The organism is Nocardia sp. NPDC059764, from assembly GCF_042732555.1.
In the GTDB taxonomy this organism is placed as follows: Bacteria; Actinomycetota; Actinomycetes; order Mycobacteriales; family Mycobacteriaceae; genus Nocardia.
Map to the genome: position 1 here is coordinate 56,960 of NZ_JBHWHH010000009.1, position 20,715 is coordinate 77,674.

The 20,715-nt window shown below is 68.5% G+C and carries 21 protein-coding genes and 1 pseudogene; 15 read left to right on the forward strand and 7 right to left on the reverse strand.

All coding sequences use genetic code 11. The features are described from left to right. The first annotated feature begins 50 nt into the window (after positions 1-50). From ectA to thpD, 4 genes and pseudogenes are all read left to right on the forward strand, one after another. Positions 51-587, forward strand: coding sequence for a diaminobutyrate acetyltransferase (gene ectA, locus ACFV4K_RS03455; protein ID WP_379271755.1), 537 nt, complete (start codon positions 51-53; stop codon positions 585-587). Continuing rightward, positions 584-1,863 (forward strand): annotated as a pseudogene (gene ectB / locus ACFV4K_RS03460) (diaminobutyrate--2-oxoglutarate transaminase). The gene ectA and the pseudogene ectB overlap by 4 nt, the downstream one beginning before the upstream one ends. Position 1,864: 1 nt before the next feature. Continuing rightward, positions 1,865-2,254: an ectoine synthase gene (locus ACFV4K_RS03465; protein WP_379271757.1), complete on the forward strand. Its 390-nt coding sequence runs from the start codon at positions 1,865-1,867 to the stop codon at positions 2,252-2,254. A 9-nt stretch (positions 2,255-2,263) separates the two neighbouring features. Next, on the forward strand, positions 2,264-3,148 hold the full coding sequence (thpD, locus tag ACFV4K_RS03470; protein ID WP_379271759.1) for an ectoine hydroxylase: 885 nt from the start codon (positions 2,264-2,266) through the stop codon (positions 3,146-3,148). A 6-nt stretch (positions 3,149-3,154) separates the two neighbouring features. Here the strand turns inward: thpD and ACFV4K_RS03475 are convergent, their stop codons facing one another. Further along, positions 3,155-4,099 (reverse strand): oxygenase MpaB family protein, encoded by a 945-nt coding sequence (locus ACFV4K_RS03475; RefSeq protein WP_379271760.1) that lies wholly within the window; start codon positions 4,097-4,099, stop codon positions 3,155-3,157. A 136-nt stretch (positions 4,100-4,235) separates the two neighbouring features. On the opposite strand from ACFV4K_RS03475, the gene ACFV4K_RS03480 reads away from it, so the two are divergent. The 6 genes from ACFV4K_RS03480 to ACFV4K_RS03505 all read left to right on the forward strand — a co-directional run bounded on the left by ACFV4K_RS03480 (position 4,236) and on the right by ACFV4K_RS03505 (position 10,351). Beyond that, entirely contained in the window at positions 4,236-4,895 is a 660-nt protein-coding gene (locus ACFV4K_RS03480) for a TetR/AcrR family transcriptional regulator (protein WP_379271762.1), read from the forward strand. A 113-nt stretch (positions 4,896-5,008) separates the two neighbouring features. Further along, positions 5,009-6,424: a cytochrome P450 gene (locus tag ACFV4K_RS03485; protein ID WP_379271764.1), complete on the forward strand. Its 1,416-nt coding sequence runs from the start codon at positions 5,009-5,011 to the stop codon at positions 6,422-6,424. Beyond that, positions 6,421-7,323 (forward strand): alpha/beta fold hydrolase, encoded by a 903-nt coding sequence (locus ACFV4K_RS03490; protein ID WP_379271765.1) that lies wholly within the window; start codon positions 6,421-6,423, stop codon positions 7,321-7,323. The genes ACFV4K_RS03485 and ACFV4K_RS03490 overlap by 4 nt, the downstream gene beginning before the upstream one ends. After that, entirely contained in the window at positions 7,307-8,164 is an 858-nt protein-coding gene (locus ACFV4K_RS03495; RefSeq protein WP_379271767.1) for an SDR family NAD(P)-dependent oxidoreductase, read from the forward strand. The genes ACFV4K_RS03490 and ACFV4K_RS03495 overlap by 17 nt, the downstream gene beginning before the upstream one ends. Beyond that, on the forward strand, positions 8,161-9,654 hold the full coding sequence (locus ACFV4K_RS03500; RefSeq protein ID WP_379271769.1) for a flavin-containing monooxygenase: 1,494 nt from the start codon (positions 8,161-8,163) through the stop codon (positions 9,652-9,654). Before ACFV4K_RS03495 ends, ACFV4K_RS03500 begins: the two co-directional genes overlap by 4 nt. A 73-nt stretch (positions 9,655-9,727) precedes the next feature. Further along, positions 9,728-10,351: a TetR/AcrR family transcriptional regulator gene (locus tag ACFV4K_RS03505; RefSeq protein WP_379271771.1), complete on the forward strand. Its 624-nt coding sequence runs from the start codon at positions 9,728-9,730 to the stop codon at positions 10,349-10,351. A 16-nt stretch (positions 10,352-10,367) separates the two neighbouring features. On the opposite strand, the gene ACFV4K_RS03510 is transcribed toward ACFV4K_RS03505, so the two are convergent. Then, positions 10,368-10,952, reverse strand: a complete 585-nt coding sequence (locus ACFV4K_RS03510; RefSeq protein WP_379271772.1) for a helix-turn-helix domain-containing protein — start codon at positions 10,950-10,952, stop codon at positions 10,368-10,370. 82 nt (positions 10,953-11,034) lie between these two features. Here ACFV4K_RS03510 and ACFV4K_RS03515 point away from each other — a divergent pair, with 82 nt between their 5' ends. Beyond that, on the forward strand, positions 11,035-12,012 hold the full coding sequence (locus ACFV4K_RS03515; RefSeq protein ID WP_379271774.1) for an NAD(P)/FAD-dependent oxidoreductase: 978 nt from the start codon (positions 11,035-11,037) through the stop codon (positions 12,010-12,012). Between the two features lie 2 nt (positions 12,013-12,014). Here the strand turns inward: ACFV4K_RS03515 and ACFV4K_RS03520 are convergent, their stop codons facing one another. From ACFV4K_RS03520 to ACFV4K_RS03530, 3 genes are all read right to left on the reverse strand, one after another. Beyond that, positions 12,015-12,863, reverse strand: coding sequence for a ParA family protein (locus ACFV4K_RS03520; RefSeq protein WP_379271775.1), 849 nt, complete (start codon positions 12,861-12,863; stop codon positions 12,015-12,017). A gap of 145 nt (positions 12,864-13,008) precedes the next feature. Then, positions 13,009-14,076, reverse strand: coding sequence for an alcohol dehydrogenase catalytic domain-containing protein (locus ACFV4K_RS03525; protein ID WP_379271777.1), 1,068 nt, complete (start codon positions 14,074-14,076; stop codon positions 13,009-13,011). A gap of 4 nt (positions 14,077-14,080) precedes the next feature. Beyond that, positions 14,081-15,265 carry an LLM class flavin-dependent oxidoreductase gene (locus ACFV4K_RS03530; RefSeq protein WP_379271778.1) on the reverse strand — a complete coding sequence of 395 codons (1,185 nt, stop codon included), beginning with the start codon at positions 15,263-15,265 and terminating at the stop codon, positions 14,081-14,083. A gap of 240 nt (positions 15,266-15,505) precedes the next feature. On the opposite strand from ACFV4K_RS03530, the gene ACFV4K_RS03535 reads away from it, so the two are divergent. From ACFV4K_RS03535 to ACFV4K_RS03545, 3 genes are all read left to right on the forward strand, one after another. Next, positions 15,506-16,153 carry a TetR/AcrR family transcriptional regulator gene (locus ACFV4K_RS03535; protein WP_379271780.1) on the forward strand — a complete coding sequence of 216 codons (648 nt, stop codon included), beginning with the start codon at positions 15,506-15,508 and terminating at the stop codon, positions 16,151-16,153. A gap of 240 nt (positions 16,154-16,393) precedes the next feature. Next, positions 16,394-17,551: a lipase family protein gene (locus ACFV4K_RS03540; RefSeq protein WP_379271797.1), complete on the forward strand. Its 1,158-nt coding sequence runs from the start codon at positions 16,394-16,396 to the stop codon at positions 17,549-17,551. A gap of 191 nt (positions 17,552-17,742) precedes the next feature. After that, a complete protein-coding gene (locus tag ACFV4K_RS03545) occupies positions 17,743-19,428 on the forward strand; it encodes an enoyl-CoA hydratase-related protein (RefSeq protein ID WP_379271782.1) in 1,686 nt (561 codons plus the stop codon). Position 19,429: 1 nt separating this feature from the next. Here the strand turns inward: ACFV4K_RS03545 and ACFV4K_RS03550 are convergent, their stop codons facing one another. Next, entirely contained in the window at positions 19,430-19,744 is a 315-nt protein-coding gene (locus ACFV4K_RS03550) for a DMT family transporter (RefSeq protein ID WP_379271784.1), read from the reverse strand. 47 nt (positions 19,745-19,791) lie between these two features. Next, positions 19,792-20,127 (reverse strand): DMT family transporter, encoded by a 336-nt coding sequence (locus ACFV4K_RS03555; protein ID WP_379271786.1) that lies wholly within the window; start codon positions 20,125-20,127, stop codon positions 19,792-19,794. A 140-nt stretch (positions 20,128-20,267) separates the two neighbouring features. On the opposite strand from ACFV4K_RS03555, the gene ACFV4K_RS03560 reads away from it, so the two are divergent. Next, a partial coding sequence (locus ACFV4K_RS03560) for a MarR family winged helix-turn-helix transcriptional regulator (protein ID WP_379271788.1) occupies positions 20,268-20,715 on the forward strand: 448 nt, incomplete at its 3' end.

A 20,715-nucleotide genomic window follows, 5' to 3' on the forward strand; every position in this document is an offset into this window, starting at 1 on the left:
ATGAGTTCGCATGGAAGACCTCAACGTTGCTTGGTCAGGCTGGGATGGTCATGCAGATCCCAATCAGCAAATTTGACGCGATATCCCAGCAAACCATCCAGATCCGGGAACCCGAGCTCGCCGACGGCGCGCACATGTGGCAGATCGCCGAGAACTCCCGGGTACTCGACACCAACTCCAGCTACGCCTATCTGCTGTGGTGCCGTGATTTCCCGGCCACGTCGATGGTCGCCGAGATCGACGGTGAGGTAGCCGGTTTCGTCATCGGTTACACCCGGCCGGCGTGGCCCAATGTCCTGTTCGTGTGGCAGGTGGCCGTGGACCAGCCACACCGCGGGCACGGACTCGGCGTGGACATGCTCGACGCCCTGCTGGAACGCACCACCGCGCACGGCATCACCCAGCTCGAAACCACCATCTCGCCGGACAATCCGGCGTCGGTGGCCATGTTCGCCGCCCTGGCCCGTCGCCGGGGCGCGGCTCTGACCCGCACGACCTTGTTCTCGGCGGATCAATTCCCCGGCGGGCATCAGCCGGAGGATCTCTACCGCATCGCACCGGTGACCACTCAGGAGGAACCGCGATGATCACCACCACCCCCGACCTGTCCGTGTTCGCGGATCTGGAATCGAATGTGCGCGGCTACTGCCGCTCCTGGCCGACGGTGTTCGACACCGCCTCGGGATCCTGGCTGCACGACGAGACCGGCCGCGAATACCTGGACTTCTTCGCCGGCGCGGGCGCGCTCAACTACGGCCACAACAACCCGGTGCTCAAGCAGTCGCTGCTCGACTACATCGCGGGCGACGGCCTGACCCACGGCCTGGACATGTCCACCGTCGCCAAACGCGAACTGCTGGAATCGCTGCGCGAACGCATCCTGCGGCCGCGCGGCCTGGACTACAAGGTGCAGTTCCCGGACCCACCGGCGCGAACGCGGTGGAGGCGGCGCTGAAACTGGCCCGCAAGGTGACCGGCCGCACCGAGATCCTCAACTTCACCAACGCTTTCCACGGTATGACGCTGGGCGCGCTGTCGGTCACCGGCAATGCCGCCAAGCGGGCGGGCGCGGGCGTGCCGTTGCAGCACGCCACCTCGATGCCCTTCGACGGCTACCTGTCCGGCACCGAGGGCGACTCCTTCGAATGGATGGAGCGGGTCCTCGACGACGCCTCCTCCGGTCTGGACAGCCCGGCCGCGGTCATCGTCGAGACCGTGCAGGGTGAGGGCGGGGTCAATATCGCCAGTGTGGAATGGCTGCGCAAGCTGGCCGGATTGTGCTCCGCGCGCGAGATTCTGCTGATCGTGGACGACGTGCAGATGGGCTGCGGCCGCACCGGCCCGTTCTTCTCCTTCGAGAACGCCGGCATCACACCGGATATCGTCACCCTGTCCAAGTCGATCGGCGGCTACGGCCTGCCGATGGCGCTGGTGTTGTTCAAACCCGAACTGGACCAGTGGAAGCCGGGCGAGCACAACGGCACCTTCCGCGGCAACAACCCGGCCTTCGTGACCGCCCGCACCGCCATCGAGCACTACTGGTCCGACGACGGCCTGGAGTCGGCCACCCGGGCCAAGGGCGCGCGCATCGATCGCGCCCTGACCGGTATGGCCGCCGCCTTCGACGGCGTGAGCGCCCGCGGGCGCGGGCTGGTGCACGGCCTGGTCTTCGATGACGCCTCCCAGGCGGAGAAGGTGTGCGCCGCCGCCTTCCAGCGCGGACTGCTGATCGAGACCTCCGGTCCCGAGGACGAGGTGGTGAAACTGCTTCCGCCGCTGACCATTTCCGAGTCCGAGCTCGATCACGGCCTGGAACTGCTGGCCTCCTCGCTGGACGCCCTCGGCAGCGGACGGGGTCGCTGATATGATCGTGCGCACCACCGCCGAGATCACCGGCACCGACCGCGATGTCGCGGGTCCGGGCTGGCGCAGCAAGCGGATCGTGCTGGGCGGCGACCGGGTCGGGTTCTCGTTCCACGAGACCACCATCGACGCCGAGTCCGTCCACGAGTTCCACTACCGGAATCACGTCGAGGCCGTCTGGCTGGTCGAGGGCGACGGCACCCTGGTCGATCTCGACCACGGCGTCACCTACGAGCTGGGCCCCGGCTCCATGTATCTGCTCGACGGCCACGAACGCCACCGCCTGTTCGCCCGCACCCGGATGCGCATGCTGTGCGTGTTCAATCCGCCGGTGACCGGGCAGGAGGTCCACGACGAGAACGGTATCTACCCGCTGGTCGCCGTCGACTAGGAGATTCGCATGACCCTGTCCGACTACGGATTGATCGACCGCTACCGCACCCGCACGGTCGCCGGGACGCCGCCCATCGAGCGCGACGACCCGACGGTCTGGGGCCCGATCGACTCCCACGGCCTGGCCGAGTTCGACGACAACGGCTACGCCGTGCTGGACATGCTGCTCGACCCGGACGAGGTGCGGGCGGTGGCGACCGAGATGCAGCACCTGACCAGCGATCCCGAATTGCTGCTCGACGAGCGCGTGATCATCGAGCGGGCTTCGCATCGGGTGCGCTCGGTCTTCGACGTGCACCGGTTCAGTCCGATGATCGGGGAGCTGGTGCGCCAGGACCGGATCGCGGGTCTGGCCCGCCAGATCCTCGGCTCGGATGTCTACCTGCACCAGGCCCGGGTGAACTACATGCCCGGGTTCACCGGCGCCGGGTTCTACTGGCACTCCGACTTCGAGACCTGGCACGCCGAGGACGGCATGCCCGCCCCGCGCGCGGTGAGCCTGTCGATCGCCCTGACCGACAACTACCCGTTCAACGGCAGCCTGATGGTCATGCCCGGCTCGCACCGCACGTTCGTGCCGTGCCAGGGCGAGACGCCCACCGACCATCACCGGGTGTCGTTGCGGGAGCAGCGGATCGGCGTGCCCTCCCAGGAGGCGCTCACCGATCTGGCGGGCAAGCACGGCGTCACCCAGTTCACCGGTCCGGCGGGCTCGGCGCTGCTGTTCGACTCGAACCTGATGCACGGGTCCTCGGGCAACATCACGCCGTTCCCGCGCTCGAATCTGTTCCTGGTGTTCAACAGCGTCGAGAACACCCTGCGCGACCCGTACTCCGCGCCGGGTCCGCGGCCGGAGTACCTGGCCAGCCGCGACTTCACACCGCTGATCTGACTCGGATCAGCTTGCGGCGGTGACGGTCCGATGCCCGCGCGTCCCGTAGCGGCGGCGGGCATCGGCCGGGGTCACCGTCTCCAGCCGCGCGGGCAGGTCACCCTTGATGTGCTGTTCGAGGATCTGCCCGGCCATCGGCGCGATGATCGGCGCGGCCATGATCAGGCCCTTCTTGTCGAAAAGGGTGAACAGCCACACCAGGATCCGGCCCGCCGGGCGCACCATCAGATCCACGAAGCCGGGCCGGTCGAACTGGCCCAGCTTGCGCTGCCACTTCGGCAGGGTCGCGATCGAAGCGAACGACAGCAGTCGCGCGCCGAGCGCATAGGTCCAGCCCGCGCCGTTCTTGGGCGAGGTGAACAGCAGCTGCCGCATTCCGTCCTGGGCGGCCTCCGAAGTGCACAGGCGCGCACGGACATCCGCGTAGTACTGACGCACGCCTTCGCGGGTGATCGGCACGTCCTCGGGTTTGCAGGTCTGCAGCTCGGCGGCGATGCGGCACTCCCGCCAGTACTGGGCCTCCTCCTCGGGAGTCAGCCCGGGCCCGAACATCTCGTAGGCCTTGAGCACCGACTGCCAGCCCGTGATGTGGATCCACAGCTGGGTGTCGGGGGAGTTGGCGCTGTAGCGCTGACCGCTGATCGGCTCGATGCCGGTGTTCTCGGCGTGTACCGTCATCAGGTGCTCCGAGGCCTGGATGGCGGTGCGGGAATCGCCGATGGCCACGATCAGGAAGTACGCGAAGGTGGCGTCGAGGCGGTCGCGCGGCTCGGAGTAGATCTTGCCGGTGTCGGCGACGGCCGCGGTCAGGAACGGATCGAAGTGCTCGAGGGTGACCGCGCGCTGGAATCCGATGACGGCGGTGGGGGAGGTCCACACCTTCCAGCTCGGGGAATCCGGGCCGAAGAAGCCGTAGTCGTCGCGGCGGAGGGTGGTCGGATCGAAGGTCACTGGGGGCTCCTCTGCAGGTTCGATCCCATGGAATACAACGCCACCGTAGCAATTGCCGGGAATGAATACAACGGTCGCGTAGCTTTACCCTGGACGGGCGCGTGACCTCGCGATCCGGGATGACAGAATGGGCCCGATGAAGGTGGAGGCAGGGGATGAGGGCATGACGGCGGACCGCCCGCGCCGGCGCTACGCGCCCCGGTTGCCACCCGGGGAGCGCCGCGCGCAATTGCTCGACGCCGCCTTCGCGGTCCTGGAGAAGGCCGAACTCCACGAGCTCAGCATGGAGGCCGTCGCCGCCGAGGCGGGCGTGGGAAAACCCGTGCTGTACACCGTCTTCAAGACTCGTGCCGAGCTCGTCGCCGCCCTGCTGGAACGCGAACGCGAACGCGCCCTCGAGCAGGTCGCCGACACCCTGCCCACCGACCTGCTCGGAGCGGATCCGGTGGTCGCGGCCTCCGCCTCGGTCCGCGCGTTCGTCGATGTGGCCCTGGACAATCCGACCCGCTGGCGACTGCTGCTCTCGGGCCCCGGCAATGCCCCCGACGAATACCGCGAGGCCATCCGCAGCTCCCGCGCGGGCATCTTCGACCGGGCCGAGGCCCTGGTCCGCATGGGCCTGATCGCCGATTCCCGCTGGGCCGGAATCGATTCCGGCCTGCTCACCGATTCGCTGCTGACCATCGCCGAGATGCTGGGCCGGCTGGCGGTCAGCGAACCGGATGTATACCCCCGTGAACGCATCGAGGGATTCGTCCAGGCCATCGTCGCGCTGCTCGTCGGCACCGGCCAGTAAGCGGAAACGCCACCCCATCGCCCCTGACGTCGCGAAAGTGACCCTTGCCACACCGTGGTACACGGGCGTACCGTCGCGCTGGTACGAAGAAGTACCACGCTGGGAGATGGCGCATGACCACAGTGACACTGCCCGACGGACCGACGACGCCGGGCTTCGTGCAGGGCATCGAGATTCTGGCCGGGCGCACCCGCGCCTGGCGGCGGCTGCATCAGCGCTACGGGTCGGCGTTCGTGGTGTCGATGCCGCGCTTCGGGCCCACCGTCGTGCTGTCCGACCCCGCCGAGGTGAAGGCGCTGTTCACCACCCACACCGATCTGGTCGACAATCTCGACATCAACCTCGGCCAATTCCTGGGCCCCGGTTCGCTGTTCGCGCGGCGCGGTGAGGAGCACCGCAAGGAGCGCAAACTGCTCACCCCGCCCTTCCACGGGCGGCGGCTGGCGGTCTACGAATCGCTGATCGAGGAGGAGGCCATCCGCGAGATGGCCACCTGGCCCTCGGGGCGCGAATTCGCGACCATGGATTCGATGATGCGCATCACGCTCAATGTGATCCTGCGCGCCGTATTCGGTGCGGAGGGAGCGGAATTCGAGCAACTGCGCGAGGTGATCCCGAAACTGGTGCTGGTCGCCTCCGCGCTGGCGACGCTGCCGGTGCCGCAGGGCTTGTTCGGGCGCTTCGGGCCGTGGGCGCGGTTCCAGGCCCACCGCGCGAGCTACGACGAGATCGTGGGACGGCTCATCCGCCGCGCCGCCGCCGACCCGCACCTGGCCGACCGCGACGATGTCCTGGCCATGCTGCTGCAGGCCCGCTACGACGACGGCTCGGCCATGACACACAGCGAGATCGCCGACGAGCTGCTCACCCTGCTCACCGCGGGCCACGAGACCACCGCCACCTCGCTGGCCTGGACCGTCGAACGGCTGCGCCGGCACCCACACATCCTGGCGCGCCTGGTCGAGGAGACCGACGCGGGCGGCTCCGCGCTGCGCGAGGCGACGCTGCTCGAGGTCCAGCGGGTGCGCCCGGTCATCGACGCCACCGCCCGCAAGGTGCGGGTGGACGACTTCCGGCTGGGCCGCTGGACGCTGCCGCGTGGCCAGCACGTCCTGGTCAGCATCCGGCTCATGCACGACAATCCGGAATTGTTCGCCAACCCACGCGATTTCGACCCGGACCGGTTCCTCGACGCGCGGCCGGGGACGTTCAACTGGATTCCGTTCGGCGGCGGCGCGCGCCGGTGCATCGGAGCGGCGTTCGCGACCATGGAGATGAACGTGGTGCTGCGGGTGCTGCTGCGCGACTTCACCCTCGCGCCCACCGACGCGCCCGACGAGCGCACCCACTTCCGCGGGGTCGCGCTGGCTCCCGCGAAGAAGGGGCGCGCGGTCGTGTACCGCAGGACGCCGCGGTCGACCGCCGACGTCGAATCCGGCGAGACCGGCGCGGTGTCGGTCGAATCCAGCACTGTCACAGACGAATCCGCCGACTCCCGGGACGCGCGCGGCGAGCAGGTGACCGCATGAGCGAGCGGGTCGCCGAGGTCGGGCGGGGCATCACCCTGACCTACGAGCGGCAGGGCGCGGGTGTGCCGTTGCTGCTCATCGCCGGGCTCGGACAACAGAAGCACGAATGGCACGACGGTCTGGTCGCGCAGCTCGTGGTCCGCGGCTACGACGTGGTGCGATTCGACAATCGCGACGTCGGCACCTCCACCCACGCCGGGTTCCGGCCGCCGGGTGGTCTCGCCATGGCCCGCAAGCGCTGGGACGCACAGCAATACGATCTCGGGGATATGGCCGCCGACACCGCCGGACTGCTCGACATCCTCGGCTGGCGGTCGGCGCATCTGGTCGGCATGTCCATGGGCGGGATGATCGCCCAGACCGTGGCCGCCCGCTATCCCGAGCGGGTGTCCTCGCTGACGTCGATCTTCTCCACCACGGGTGCGCCGCGGGTCGGGCGGCCCGCGCCGTCCACCTGGATTCGCATGTTCGCCAAGCCCGCTCGCACGCGGGAGGAGCACGTCGAGGGCGCGGTGCGCATGTACCGGCACATCGGGTCGGCCGGATATCCCCTCGACGAGCCGCGGATCCGGGCCACGGCGGGCCTGACCTGGGATCGCGATCCGCGCCCGGCGGCGGGCGTCGGGCGGCAGCTCGCCGGAATCCTCAAGTCCGGGGACCGGACTCGCGAGGTGCGGACCATCACCGCGCCCACCCTGGTGGTGCACGGCGACCGCGACCCGATGGTGAACCCCACCGGCGGCGCGGTGACCGCCGCCGCGATCGCGGGCGCGCGCCTGCACACCGTGCCGGGCATGGGCCACGATCTGCCGGTCGCGCTCTGGCCCACCTTCGCCGACCTCATCGACACCCACATCCGCACCGCCGAATCCAGGAGTTCCGATGCCCCGAACCTCTAGGCCGCTGTCCGGCCACCCGGTCATGATCACCGGCGCGGCCTCGGGAATCGGGCGGGGACTGGCCCAACTGCTGTCCCGCCGTGGGTCACCGGTGGCCATCGCCGATATCGACGCCGACGGATTGAAGCAGACCGCGGCCGGACTGAACGGGCCGGTGCTGACCCGGGTACTGGACGTGCGCGACGCCGCCGACCAGCTCGCGTTCGCCGAGGAAGTGCAGGCGTGGCTGACCGCACCCCTGGCCGCGGTCTTCAACAATGCCGGTGTGGCCGTGTCCTCCTCGGTGCTCGACACCGTGCCCGAGGACGACGAATGGCTGCGGCAGATCAACTTCGACGGCGTCGTGAACGGGACGCGAGCCTTCCTGCCGATCCTGGTCGAACAGGGCAGCGGCGCGATCGTCAACACCTCCAGCGTGTTCGGGCTGGCGGGCATGCCGTACCAGAGCGCCTACTGCGCGGCGAAATTCGCGGTGCGCGGATTCACCGACGCGCTGCGGCAGGAACTGCGGGGGACCGGCGTCTCGGCGGTGACCGTGCACCCCGGCGGCATCCGCACCAATATCGCCCGCAACGGTCGCGTCCGGCAGGACCCCGAGGGCCGGGGCCGCAGCCACGAGCAGATGGCCGCCGAATTCGAGGCCATGACCATGACCAGCCCGGAGAAGGCGGCCGAGATCATCTGCCGCGGAGTCGAACGCGGCAAGGCGCGCATCCTCGTCGGACCCGACGCGTATCTGTTCGACATCCTCACCCGGGTGACCCCGACGCACTACTTCGACGTGCTGTCGGTCGTGATGGGCCTGGCGCGGACCCGGGCCTCGAAGGGAGCGGGACGATGACCGAACACGTGGACGTGCTGATCGTCGGCGCCGGACTGTCGGGGATCGGGGCGGCGCACCATCTGCAGGACGCGTTCCCGGACCGCAGCTACGCCATCCTCGAGGCCCGCGAGGCCATGGGCGGGACCTGGGACCTGTTCCGGTATCCGGGGGTGCGGTCGGACTCCGACATGCACACCCTCGGGTACCGGTTCCGGCCGTGGGTGGCGGCCGAGGCCATCGCGGACGGGCCCGCCATCCTGTCCTACATTCGCGACACCGCCGCCGACGCGGGCATCGACCGGCGAATCCGGTACGGGCACAACGTGACCGGGGCCTCGTGGGACTCGGAGGAAGCGCGCTGGACCGTCGGATACGAGCATGACGGCAGGGGCTCGACCATCACATGCGACTTCCTCTACCTGTGCAGCGGCTACTACCGCTACGACGAGGGCTATGTCCCGGAGTTCGCCGGGCTGGACGAGTTCCGAGGACAGGTCGTGCATCCGCAGCACTGGCCCGCCGAACTCGACTACGCCGGAAAGCGGGTCGTGGTGATCGGCAGCGGCGCGACCGCGGTGACACTGGTGCCCGCCATGGCCGAGACCGCGGCGCACGTCACCATGCTGCAGCGCTCACCCACCTACATCATGTCCGCGCCGAGCGTCGACGCCGTCGCCACCAAACTGCGGCAATGGCTGGGGGAGCGGCGCGCCTACGCCGTCACCCGCTGGAAGAACGTGGCCATCGGCACCGTCATCTACCAGCTCAGCCAGCGGCGACCCGCCATGATGCGCAAGTTCTTCCGCGACCTCACCATCAAGCAGCTGCCCGACGGTTACGACGTCGACACGCATTTCAATCCCAGCTACAACCCGTGGGATCAGCGGCTGTGCCTGGTTCCGGACGGGGATCTGTTCCGGGCGATCAGCGCCGGACGCGCCTCGGTGGCCACCGACCGCATCGAACGATTCACCGCGGACGGAATCCGCCTCGAATCCGGGGCCGAACTGCCCGCCGACATCGTGGTGACCGCGACCGGACTGGATCTGCTGGCATTGGGCGGCATCGCGCTCACCGTCGACGGGCGCGAGATCGCCGCCTCCGACACCATGGCCTACAAGGGCATGATGCTCAGCGGCGTCCCGAATTTCGCCTTCACCATCGGCTACACCAACGCCTCCTGGACGCTCAAAGCCGACCTGGTCGCCGAATTCGTCTGCCGGCTGCTGCGGCACCTCGACGAGCACGGGTACAGCCAAGCCACGCCGTGGCCGGACCCCGCGGTGACCACCACGCCGCTGCTCGACTTCCAGGCGGGCTACGTGCTGCGGTCGATGGACCGCTTCCCCAAAGCCGGATCGCGCCCGCCGTGGCGGCTGGGCATGAACTACGCGCAGGACGTGATCACCTTGCGGCACGGGCGAATCGAGGACGGCACCATCCGCTTCGGCCGCCGCTCGGTGCGGGCCGCGAGCGTCGATCGCGGGCCCGAACCGGTGACCGCCTGACCTCGGGTGACCAGCGCCGCGGCGAACACACCGGCCGTCGCGGCACCCACCGAGATCCGGGCAAACTACGCTGATGCTCGTGACCCGCGCCGACTCCGCCACCAGCGCCGACTCCGCCGCCGAGTCCGGCTTCCGGCGTCGGCTGCTCGATGCGATGGCCGACGCGATCCGCGAGCGCGGCTACCGCGACACCACGGTCGCCGATATCGTGCGCCTGGCCAAGACCTCGCGACGCACCTTCTATGAGCATTTCGACGACAAGCAGGACTGCTTCGTGGCGCTGCTGACCGAACGCAACAACGACACCATCGCGCAGATCTACGCCGCTGTGGACGTGTCCGCGCCGTGGGACACCCAGATCCATCAGGCGGTCGAGGCGTGGATCGGGGCCTCGCGCGTGGACACTCCCATCACGCTGGCCTGGATCCGCGACATCCCGGCGCTGGGGGAGCGGGCCCGGGACCTGCAGCGCGACGCCGCGGACGCGTTCATCACGCTGATCCAAACCCTGACCGGCACAACGGAATTCCAGGGCGCGGGCCTGCATCCGCCGACGCATCAGATGGCGACCATCCTCTACGGCGGCTTCCGTGAGCTCATCGCCTCCATGGTGGAGGACGGGCGCGACATCACCGAGATCATTCCGGTGGCGGTGGAAACCGCGCTGGCGCTGATCGGTCCGCGCTACCCGGCCTGATCAGGTCCTGGCCTGATCAGTCCTTGCGCGGGCGGGCGCGGAAGTGGGCGCGTTCGCCCTGTTTGCCGAACAGGCTGAGAAATTCGACCGGCCGATCGTCGGCCGCGCCGAACCAGTGCGGTTCACGGGTGTCGAATTCGGCGGCCTCGCCCGGCTCCAATACGAGGTCGTGCGCGCCGAGGATCATCCGCAACCGGCCGTTGAGGACGTAGAGCCACTCGTAGCCCTCGTGGGTCTGCGGATTCGGTTCGGTGCGACCGGATCTCGGATCCATGATGATCTTGAACGCTTGAATCCCGCCCGCCCGCCGGGTCAACGGCAGCATCTGCATCCCGCCGCGCGTGATCGGTCGCAGGTGGACCCGCGGATCCCCGGTGTCGGGCGCGTTCACCAGCTCGTCGAGGGTGACGCCGTGGGCGCGCGCCAAGGGCAGCAGCTGCTCCAGGGTGGGCCGCCGCGCCCCGGATTCCAGCCTCGACAAGGTGCTCACCGAGATCCCCGTCTCCGTGGACAGCTCGGCCAGCGTGGTTTCCCGTTGTTTGCGCAGCTCACGGAGTCGTAGGCCCACCCCTTCCAGGGCTGCGTCGATATCCTCGGTCATGACTCCAGTTTGCCATATCGGCAAAGAAGGTTGCCGATATGGCCGTGCGGTCCGCATGGTCGTAGACAGGAGGTGGTCATCAATGACCGATCAGCTGAACGACAGCTACGACGTGGTGGTGGTAGGCGGGGGACCCGCGGGCCTGAACGGAGCCCTCATGCTCGCCCGGGCCCGCCGCACGGTGGCGGTGATCGACGCGGGCGCCCCGCGCAACGCCCCCGCTGACCGGGTGCACGGCCTGTTCGCCCGCGAGGGCGTCCCGCCCGCCGAACTACTGACCCGCGGTCGCGCGGAGGTCCGCGACTACGGCGGCCACGTCGTCTCCGGTGTGGTGACCGGAATCCGCAGGGACGGTGACGATTTCGTCGTCATCCTCGCCGCCGCCCGCACCGTGCGGGCCCGCCGCCTGCTCGTCACCACCGGCCTGGTCGACGAACTCCCCGCCATTCCGGGTCTGCGCGACCGCTTCGGCCACGACGTCATCCACTGCCCCTACTGCCACGGCTGGGAGGTCCGCGACCGCCCCATCGGCGTGCTGGGCCTGGGCCCCATGGCCGTCCACCTGTCCCTGCTCTTCCGCCAGTGGAGCGACGACATCGTCTACTTCGCCCACACCAACACCCCGCCCACCGAAGAGGAATCGGAACAACTGGCCGCCAGGGGAATCCGGGTAGTCCCCGGCGACATCGCCTCGGTCGAAGTCACCGCCGACCGCCTGTCCGGCGTCCGCCTCACCGACGGCACCGTCATCCCCCGAGAAATCCTCGCCGCCCCCACCCACATGAAGGCCCGAGCCGCTTTCCTCACCGACCTCGGCCTCACCCCCACACCCCACCCCTCGGGCGCAGGCGAATACATCCCCGCCGACCCCACCGGCCGCACCGAGATCCCCGGCGTCTGGGCAGCGGGCAACGTCACCGACCTCTCCGCCCAGGTCGGCAATTCCGCCGCCGCCGGCGCCATGGCAGGCGCCCACATCAACGCCGACCTGGTCACCGAGGAAACCCGCCAGGCCGTCGAAACCCACCGCGCCGCACTGGCGTCGGAGGTCGCGCGGTAGTTCTACTGCGTGAAGGACAGGGAGCCCTGGGCCTGGTCTCGGCCGGAGCGCTTGAGGAATTCGCGGGCCAGTTCCCGGTATTGCTCGGCGCCTTTGGATTTGGGGTCCAGGGTGGTGAGGGGTTCACCGGCGATGGTGGAGTCGGGGAAGCGGACGGTGCGCGAGATCATGGTGTCGTAGAGGCGTTCGCCGAAGGTGTCGGCGACGCGGTCGAGGACCTGGCGCGAGTGCAGCAGCCGGGAGTCGAACATGGTGACCACGATGCCCGACAGTTCGAGGCGGGGGTTGAGGCGTTCGCGCACCTTTTCCATGGTGTCGTTGAGCAGGGCCAGGCCGCGCAGCGAGAAGAACTCGCACTCCATGGGGATGATGACGCCGTCGGCGCAGGCCAGGGCGTTCACGGTGAGCAGGCTCAGCGACGGCTGGCAGTCGATGAGGATGTAGTCGTAGCGGTCGCGGATGGGGTTCAGCACCCGGCTCACGGAGTGTTCGCGGCCGACTTCGTTGACGAGCTGGATCTCCGCGGCGGAGAGGTCGATATTGCTGGGCAGCAGATGCAGATTGGTGACGGCGGTCTCGAGCAGGACATCGTCGATGGGTGGGGCGTTGCGGCTCAATAGGTCGTAGACGGTCAGTTCCAGGTTGTGGTGGGCCACGCCGAGCGCCGCCGAGAGCGCGCCCTGCGGGTCGAGATCGACCAGCAGCACCCGCAGCCCGCACTCGGCAAGCGCGGCACCTAAATTGACCGTCGAGGTGGTCTTTCCGACGCCGCCCTTCTGATTGCACAGGGCAATCACCTGGGCCTCGCCCGTGGTCGCCACGTCCTCCCCAACAGCATTGTTTGCCGACATTTCGCCAGAATAACCTGTCACGTGGCGGAACTGGCGGACCCGCTCCGGGGCGCTTTGTCTCGAAATCGCTGGACGTTAGCCAATCCCGGTGTGGAGGGTCTCAACCCATAGCGCCCTCCACCCCGGATCGGACGGAACCGGCAGTTCAGCGGCCCGGTAGCACCAGGATCTTCACGTGCTCCTCGGGGTCCCGCAGCGCGGTGAACGCCTCGGCCACGCCATCGAGCCCGACCCGGCCGGTGATGATCGCCTCGGCGTCGATCTGCCCCGACGCCAATCGCTCCAGGGTGATTTCGTAGGCGTTCTCGTACGGCCCGTGCCCGAAATTGATGGCGATCCGCCGGAACTGGCCCACCACCGGAATGATCAGCTCGTCCGCGAACGGCGCGGCCACCACCTGGATGCGCGAATTGAACGGCATGGTCCCCATGAGTGTGCCGAGGATTCCGGCGCGCCCGCTGCATTCGAAGGCGATGAGGATGCCGGTGCCCGACTGGCCCACCACCGAATCCTGCTGTGCCACCGCCGCCATCCAGGCCGCGATCGGATCCTGCTCGTTCGGATCGACCACGATGTCCGCGCCGACCGCCCGCGCCAGCTCGCGGCGCTTGGGCGAGGGCTCGGAGGCGACCACCAGCCGCGCCCCGCGCGCCTTGGCCGCGATGATGGCCCCGAGTCCGATTGTCCCGCAGCCGATCACCAGCGCCGAGTCCTCAGGCGTCAGCCCCGACTGCTGCACATGCATCTCGCCCACGTGCAGCGGCTCGGCCAAGGTGGCGTGTTCGAGGGACAACCCGTCGGGCACGTGCCGCACCCACCACGAGTCCACCACGATGCTCTCGCCGAACGCCCCGTGATAGTCGTTGGAGTAGCCGATGATCGTCGGAATCCCGGTGGCGGTCTCGGTGGCCAGCCCGATCCCGGCGACCCGGTCCCCGACCGCGAAATCGGTGACCCCGGAACCGATCTCGCTGACGGTCCCGGCGTACTCGTGCCCGAGCACCACCGGCCGCTCGGTGTCGAAGGTCGCGAGCGGATACCCGCTGTCGGTGGCCACCTGCACGAATCGGCAGGGATCCTTCGACATCGACAGATCGCTGCCGCAGATGCCGCACGCGGCGACCGCGATGCGCAGCTGGCCGGGTCCGAGGGCGGGCGGCTCGGCCACCTCGGTGGCGGTGAACTCGCCGTTCAGAAACTGTGTGGCGCGCATGGTGTCAGGCTCCCGTCGCGGCGGATTCGCCGTAGTAGTCGGTGTGGGCCTTGCTGATCGCGGTGACCAGCTGCCCGATCAGCAGTTCTCGGTTGTCGGCGGCGTACTGCAGGCTGTCCTCGCGGCGGCGGTTGCGATTCTTGAAGTGCGGGATCACCTCCGAGGCGAACAGCTCGTAGCTGCGCTTGGTGTCCTCCCAGCCGGCCATGTCCACGTGCAGCACGAGCATGGTGCCGAAGCCGCCGGTCTTCTCGATCAGCTTCTCGATGCGCTCGATGGCCTCGTCGGGCGTACCGATGATGGCCTGCCCGAATTCGCCGAGGTTGTCATTGCGCCACTGGTCGATGATGCCCTTGGGCGTGTCGGCCCAGGCCGGGTTCTCGCCGGTCTGCCGGTTCACGTAGGCGGCCATGGATCCGATACGCCGGCTCACCGCGCGCTCGGCCTCCTCGCGGGTCTCGGCGAGGAAGATCGGGTTGACCAGCCGCCACCGCGACCGGTCGGCGACGTGCCCGTGTTCGGCGCACGCCTTCTCGTAGACGCCCCAATTGCGGTCCAGCACTTCGAATCCCATGGGCGAGCTGGCGGCCAGCGATAGCAGCGACAGCCCGTGCGTGCCGGCCAGCACCGACCCGTTGGGGGAGATGGTGGAGGCGGTGGCGACCTCGATCCCGGCCGGATCGTAGGTGGGCAGCTGGGCGCGCGCGTCGCGCAGGGTGAACCAGTCGGTGGTCATATTGACGACCTCGCCGCGCAGCAGCGCCAGGATCGCGTCCAGGGCCTCGCCCTGGCGGCGGCGCTGGTCGGAGGGGTTGATGCCCATCATGTGCGCGTCGAGCGGGATCTTGCCGGGTCCGGTGCCGAAGATGAGCCGCCCGCGGGTCTGCAGGTCGAGCTGGGTGATGCGGTCGACGGTGACCAGCGGGTGGTGGTAGGGCAGCGACATGACGCCGGTGCCGAAGCGCAGACGTTCGGTGCGTTCGGCGGCGGCGGCGATGAAAACGTCGGGCGCGGGCACGATCTCGGCGCCGGTGGAGTGGTGCTCGCCCATCCAGGCTTCGTCGAAGCCGAGGTGGTCGAGGTGTTCCATGAGATCGATGTCGCGCCGCAGCTGGAGGGCCGGGTCGGCGTCGAGGGGGTGGTAGGGGGCCAGGAACGCCCCGAACTTCATCGATTCAGCGGTCCACATGCGGGATCTCCTTACCCAGTGCGCCGGGCTTCGTCGCCCGGGGCGGTTCCCCGAGTAAACCTGGATCAAGTGATCCAGAAATGTGGTCGTCCCGGTGAGTGGACATGATTCGAAAACTCAGGTGGAAGGACTGATTGCGCCCCGATAATGGGCGGTTTCGGCGTCCGGAAATCGGTCTGTCGATCCAGTTGTGCACCCCGTGCTGACGGGCCCGCCGCGCCGATGTGCCAAGCTCGTGGCGTGACCGTCCCGATGCAGAACCGCCAGGGCAATGCGACCCGCACCCGGCTGGTGAAGACCGCCGAGCGCCTGTTCGCCGCCCAGGGTGTGGACGCGGTGTCGGTGCGCGCGGTCAATGCCGCGGCGGGTCTGGGTCCGTCGTCGGTCAACTACCACTTCGGCACCAAGGACGATCTGATCGCCGCGGTGCTGCTGGATCTGGGCGCCACGGTGCGTGACCGCATCCGCGCCAATGCCGACGCGCTGGCGGCGCGCCCGGGGCCGCCGACCGCGGAGACGCTGGTGCGCGCGGTCACCGAGCCCTATCGGGACCTGCTGCTGGCGCACCGGACTCGCGGCATGCGGTGGATCAAGATCGTCACCCAGCTCTCGCTGGTCTCGCATCCGGCGCTGGCGACCGCCGAGCAGGACCTGCCCGATCAGTTGCACGTCCAGCTGCGCCGCGCCTTCCCGGCCTCGGACCCCGATCGCCTGGAAGCCCGCTGGGCCATTGCGCTCATGGGTTTCCTGCAGGCGCTCAGTCGTGCCGACGACTGGCACCCGGCCACGACTCCTCCACCCGCGCAGGAATTATCGGACTTATACGAGGACCAGGTAGTCTTCCTGATCGGTGGACTCGATCGTCTACTGAGCGGGGCTGCTCGCTGACAGTTCGTGCCTGGTTTGTTCGTATGTCTGGACGTTTGCCCAGGTTAGCTGTAGCGTCACTGGACGATTCGCGAGAGGCTTGCTGTCTGTCCTCTTCCGGTCATGGGCGCGGCTGTGCCGCATGCCAATCCGTTGCTTGTTGGTCGACCGTTCGTTCGCCGTGCAGTCGGGGGCGCGAGACTCGAACGGCTGAAGTGTGAGGGAACGTCGTTGTTCGCAAGATCCGCCAGGGCGGTGGTCCTGGCTTTGAGCATCCTGACCGCAGGGTCGGTGTGCGCCCCCGTATCGGCTCAACCCCTTTATCCCACACAGGATCCCGATCCTTTCTACAGCCCGCCCGCCGACCTGGGCGGTTTCGCGCCCGGTGACGTGGTCCGCACCCGGCGTATCGATCCGGGTCTGTACGTGGGCACCGACGGCTGGCAGGTCGCCTTCCGTTCCACCAATTCGCAGGGTCAGCCGATCCTGGGCATGACCACGGTGCTGATGCCCAAGGGCGTCAAGAACCCGCCGCTGGTCTCGTACCAGGCCCTGATCAATTCCCTGGGCTCGCAGTGCAACCCGTCGCGCTCACTGTTCAACGGCGAACTGCAGGACGGCGCCGGTGCCATGCTGCCGATCGGCCGCGGCTGGGCCATCTCCATGCCGGACTACCTGGGCCCGAACGTGGCCTACGGCGCGGCGAAGCTGAGCGGCATGGTGACCCTGGACAGCGTGAAGGCGGTCCGCAAGGTCGCCGAGCTGGGTCTGGGCAATTCGCCGGTGGCGCTGGCGGGGTACTCCGGCGGCGGCATGGCGACGGCGTGGGCCGGGGCCATGCAGCCCGAGTACGCCCCCGACCTGAAGCTGGACGCCGTGGTGGCGGGCGGCATTCCGGCCGACCTGGAGCAGATGGCGCTGTCGCTGGGCTTCGCCCCGCACCCGGGCTTCGGCCTGGCCTTCGCCGCGGCCATGGGCCTGGAGCGCGAATACCCGAACCGCCTGCCGATCTCGGATCAGCTCAATGAGAACGGCCTGTGGTTCCGCGAGTTCACCCACGACGCCTGCCGTCGCTTCCTGCTGTTCCACGGCATCTTCCGCAATGCCGAGCAGATGGCCGCCTCCAAGAGCCTGATGGACAGCCCGGTGGCGCACGAGGTACTGCGTGAGAACAGCCTGCGCTACAACACCGCCGTCCCGGTCGCCCCGACCTACTTCTGGCAGGGCCGGTTCGACGAGCTGACGTCGTTCGATCCGGTGGCCGAGGTGGCCGACCGCTACTGCAAGGCGGGCGCGCCGGTGATGTTCCGGCCCTTCGAGATCGCCGAGCACATGACCACGGCGGTGGCGGGTTTCCCGGATGCCTGGAACTACGTGGAGTCGCGTTTCCGCGGGGATCCGGTTCCGACCAGCTGTTGATGTATTAACCAATTGTGTGCTGCACCATCCTGATTGCGTCGGTATGTCAGAAGAGACAGAGTGCTCCTTTCTGAATTTCCTTTGGTAACAGCTTGATCCCGAAACTTGTCAAGCGCTGTTTCGTCAGTTACTTCTAGATAGAAATAGTTAGCTGGCTCAACGCTGAGCCGTGTTTCAAGGGGAGAAGTCCGATGCGAATCCTGCTCGTGGCCGACGCTTTCGACAGCCTGACGCAGCGCATCCGGATCGAGCTGGCCGATCGGGGTCATCTCATCGGGGTGGAACTGGCGCTCGGGGACGACGCGATCAGGGCCGGGGTGGCAGCCTTCGGGCCCGACCTCATCGTCGGGCTCATACTCGCCGAACCGGTCCCGGCGGACCTGCGCGCCCGGCACGTGGTGCTGGTCGTGCAGCCGGGACCGGAGGGCGATCACGGTCCGTCGTCACTGGATTGGGCGATCGGCACCAATGCCGCGTCGTGGAGCGTCACCGTGCAGCGCGCCGGTGACGCGCCCGGCCTGGGTCCGGTCTGGGCATCGGAATCGTTCCCGATGCGCATGTGCTCCAAGAGCGAGCTGTACCGGACCGAGATCGCCGACGCCGCGGTGGCCGCCCTGCTGCGCGCGCTGGACCGATTCGAACGGCACGGCGCCGCACCGATCGACTCGCGCACCGAGGTGACCGCGCCGCCGCACCCGCGCTACGCCCAGTACTTCCGCCGCATCGACTGGGCCCACGACAGCACCACCACGGTGCTGCGCAAACTCCGTGCCGCCGACTCGAATCCGGGCGTGCTCGACGAGCTGTACGGCGGCGAGTACTTCCTCTACGGCGGTCATCTGGAGGACCGGCTGCGTGGCGTTCCGGGGACGGTGATCGCCACCCGCGACGGCGCGATCTGCCGCGCCACCGTCGACGGCGCGGTGTGGATCCCGCAGCTGCGGGCCCACCCGCATCCCGACGGCCCGCCCACGTTCAAACTGCCCGCCACCGACGTGCTCGGCCCCGAGCTGCTCGCCGATATTCCCGACGTGCCGGTGAGTCCCTGCGAAGCGGCCGTGCGCGTCACCTGGTCGGAACTGCGCTACTACGAATACGACGAGGTCGGCTACCTCGGATTCACCTATGCCGGTGGCGCTCTGAGCACCCGCCAGTGTGAACGCCTGCTCGAGGCCTACCGTCTGGCGTGCACCCGCGCGGTGAAGGTGCTGGTCCTCGGCCCGGCCCGCGACTTCTTCTGTAATGGCATCCAGCTCAATGTGATCGAGGCGGCCCCCGATCCGGCCGTCGAATCCTGGCGCAATATCAACGCTTTCAACGACCTCGTCGAGGCCGTCCTCACCACCACCGACAAGCTCGTGATCTCCGCGCTGCCCGGTAATGCCGCCGCCGGCGGGGTGATGCTGGCCCTGGCCGCCGATGAGGTCTGGTGCCGTGAATCGGTGGTGCTGAACCCGCATTACCGGGTGTCGGGCCTGCGCGGTTCGAAGTACTGGACCTACACCCTGCCCCGCCGGGTGGGCGCGGAGTGCGCGGATCGCCTGACCGGAGAGGCGCTCCCGATCGGCGCCCGCGCCGCCGCCGCGCTGGGCCTGGTGGATCACGCGGTGCCCGGCGATCCCGCCGAGTTCCGCAGCTGGGTCCGGCACGCGGCCGCCGCCCTGGCCGCCGACCCCGACCTGCCCGCCCGCATCCGCGTGAAGCAGCGCCGCCGCGCGGCCGACGAGGCGGTGAAACCGTTGGCGGCGTATCGCTCCGAGGAGCTCGAACACCTCACCGAGGAGGTGTTCGATCCCGCCTCGCCGTTCCACCGCCTGCGCCACGAGTTCGTGACCAAGTCCGGCCCGCCGAGCACCCCGGCCTACCTGCTCGGGTAGGTCAGGCGGCCAGCCGCAGCACGAGCGCCCCGGCGATGATGGACCCGAACGCGATCACCTTGGGCGCGTTGATCTTCTCGTTGTAGATCAGCGCGCCCAGGACGACGGTGCCGATCGAGCCGAGGCCCGTCCAGATCGTGTACCCGACCCCGACATCGAGGGTGCGCAGGGCGAGACTGAGCGTGTAGATTCCCGCCGCCGCGGCGGCCAGGGTGAACACCGACGGCCAGAGGCGGGTGAACCCCTTGGTGGCATTGGTGCCGAGGGCGAAGGCGACCTCGAAGACGGCGGCGATGAGCAGGTATACCCAGGACATGACGGTTCTCCTCGAAAAGGGTGGAACGGGAACGTGAGTCGTCGGAATCAGGCGGGAGCGCCGGTGAGCTTGTCGGCGATCTTCAACCCCAGGACGCCGCCGATGATGAGCACGAAGGCCAGGACCTTGGCGAGGGTGAACTGCTCGCCGAACACCACCGCCCCGAACAGCACGGTGCCGACCGACCCGATGCCGGTCCACACCGTGTAGCCGACACCGACATCGAGGGATTTCAGGGCCAGGCCGAGGAAGAAGATCCCGCCCGCGGCGGCCGCGGCCGTGAGCAGGGACGGGCCCAGCACGGTGAACCCGTGGGTGGCGTTGGTCGCCAGCGCGAAGACGATCTCGAATACGGACGCGATCAGCAGATAGACCCAAGCCATGGGAGCTGCACCCCTTCATGTGATTGTATGTACGTGCAAGTAAATGCTCGCGAAGAAGAGCATGCATGTACATGTAAACTTGTGTCAAGCCCCGGTGGCCGACATCTCGTCCGGCCATCGTCAGATCGAGGAGTGAGTCGATGCCGTCGCAGGCGAAGAGCGTGAAAACCGGTGCGGACGCCCAACTCTGGAACCGCATGCTGATCCTGCACGCACAGGTGGAAAGCCGCCTCGCGACGGCCCTGCAACGCCGCCACGGGCTCGGATTGTCGGAGTACAGGGCGCTGAGCTTCCTTGATCAGGCCCCCGACAGCGAACTGCGCATGCAGGAACTCGCCGACAAGCTGGGCCTGAACCAGAGCTCGGTGACCCGGCTGGTCGGCCGCCTGAACGCGGCCGACTTCACCTACCGCGACCTGTGTCCCGACGACAAGCGCGGGGTGTACACCGTGCTCGCCGACGCCGGGCGCGACCGCTATCGTGAGGCCCGCACCACCTACGAGGACACCCTCGCGGCGGCGTTCGCCGAGGTCGCGGCGGGCGACCCGGCGATCGCCGCGATCCTGGCCGCCGCGCGCGCCGCGCACT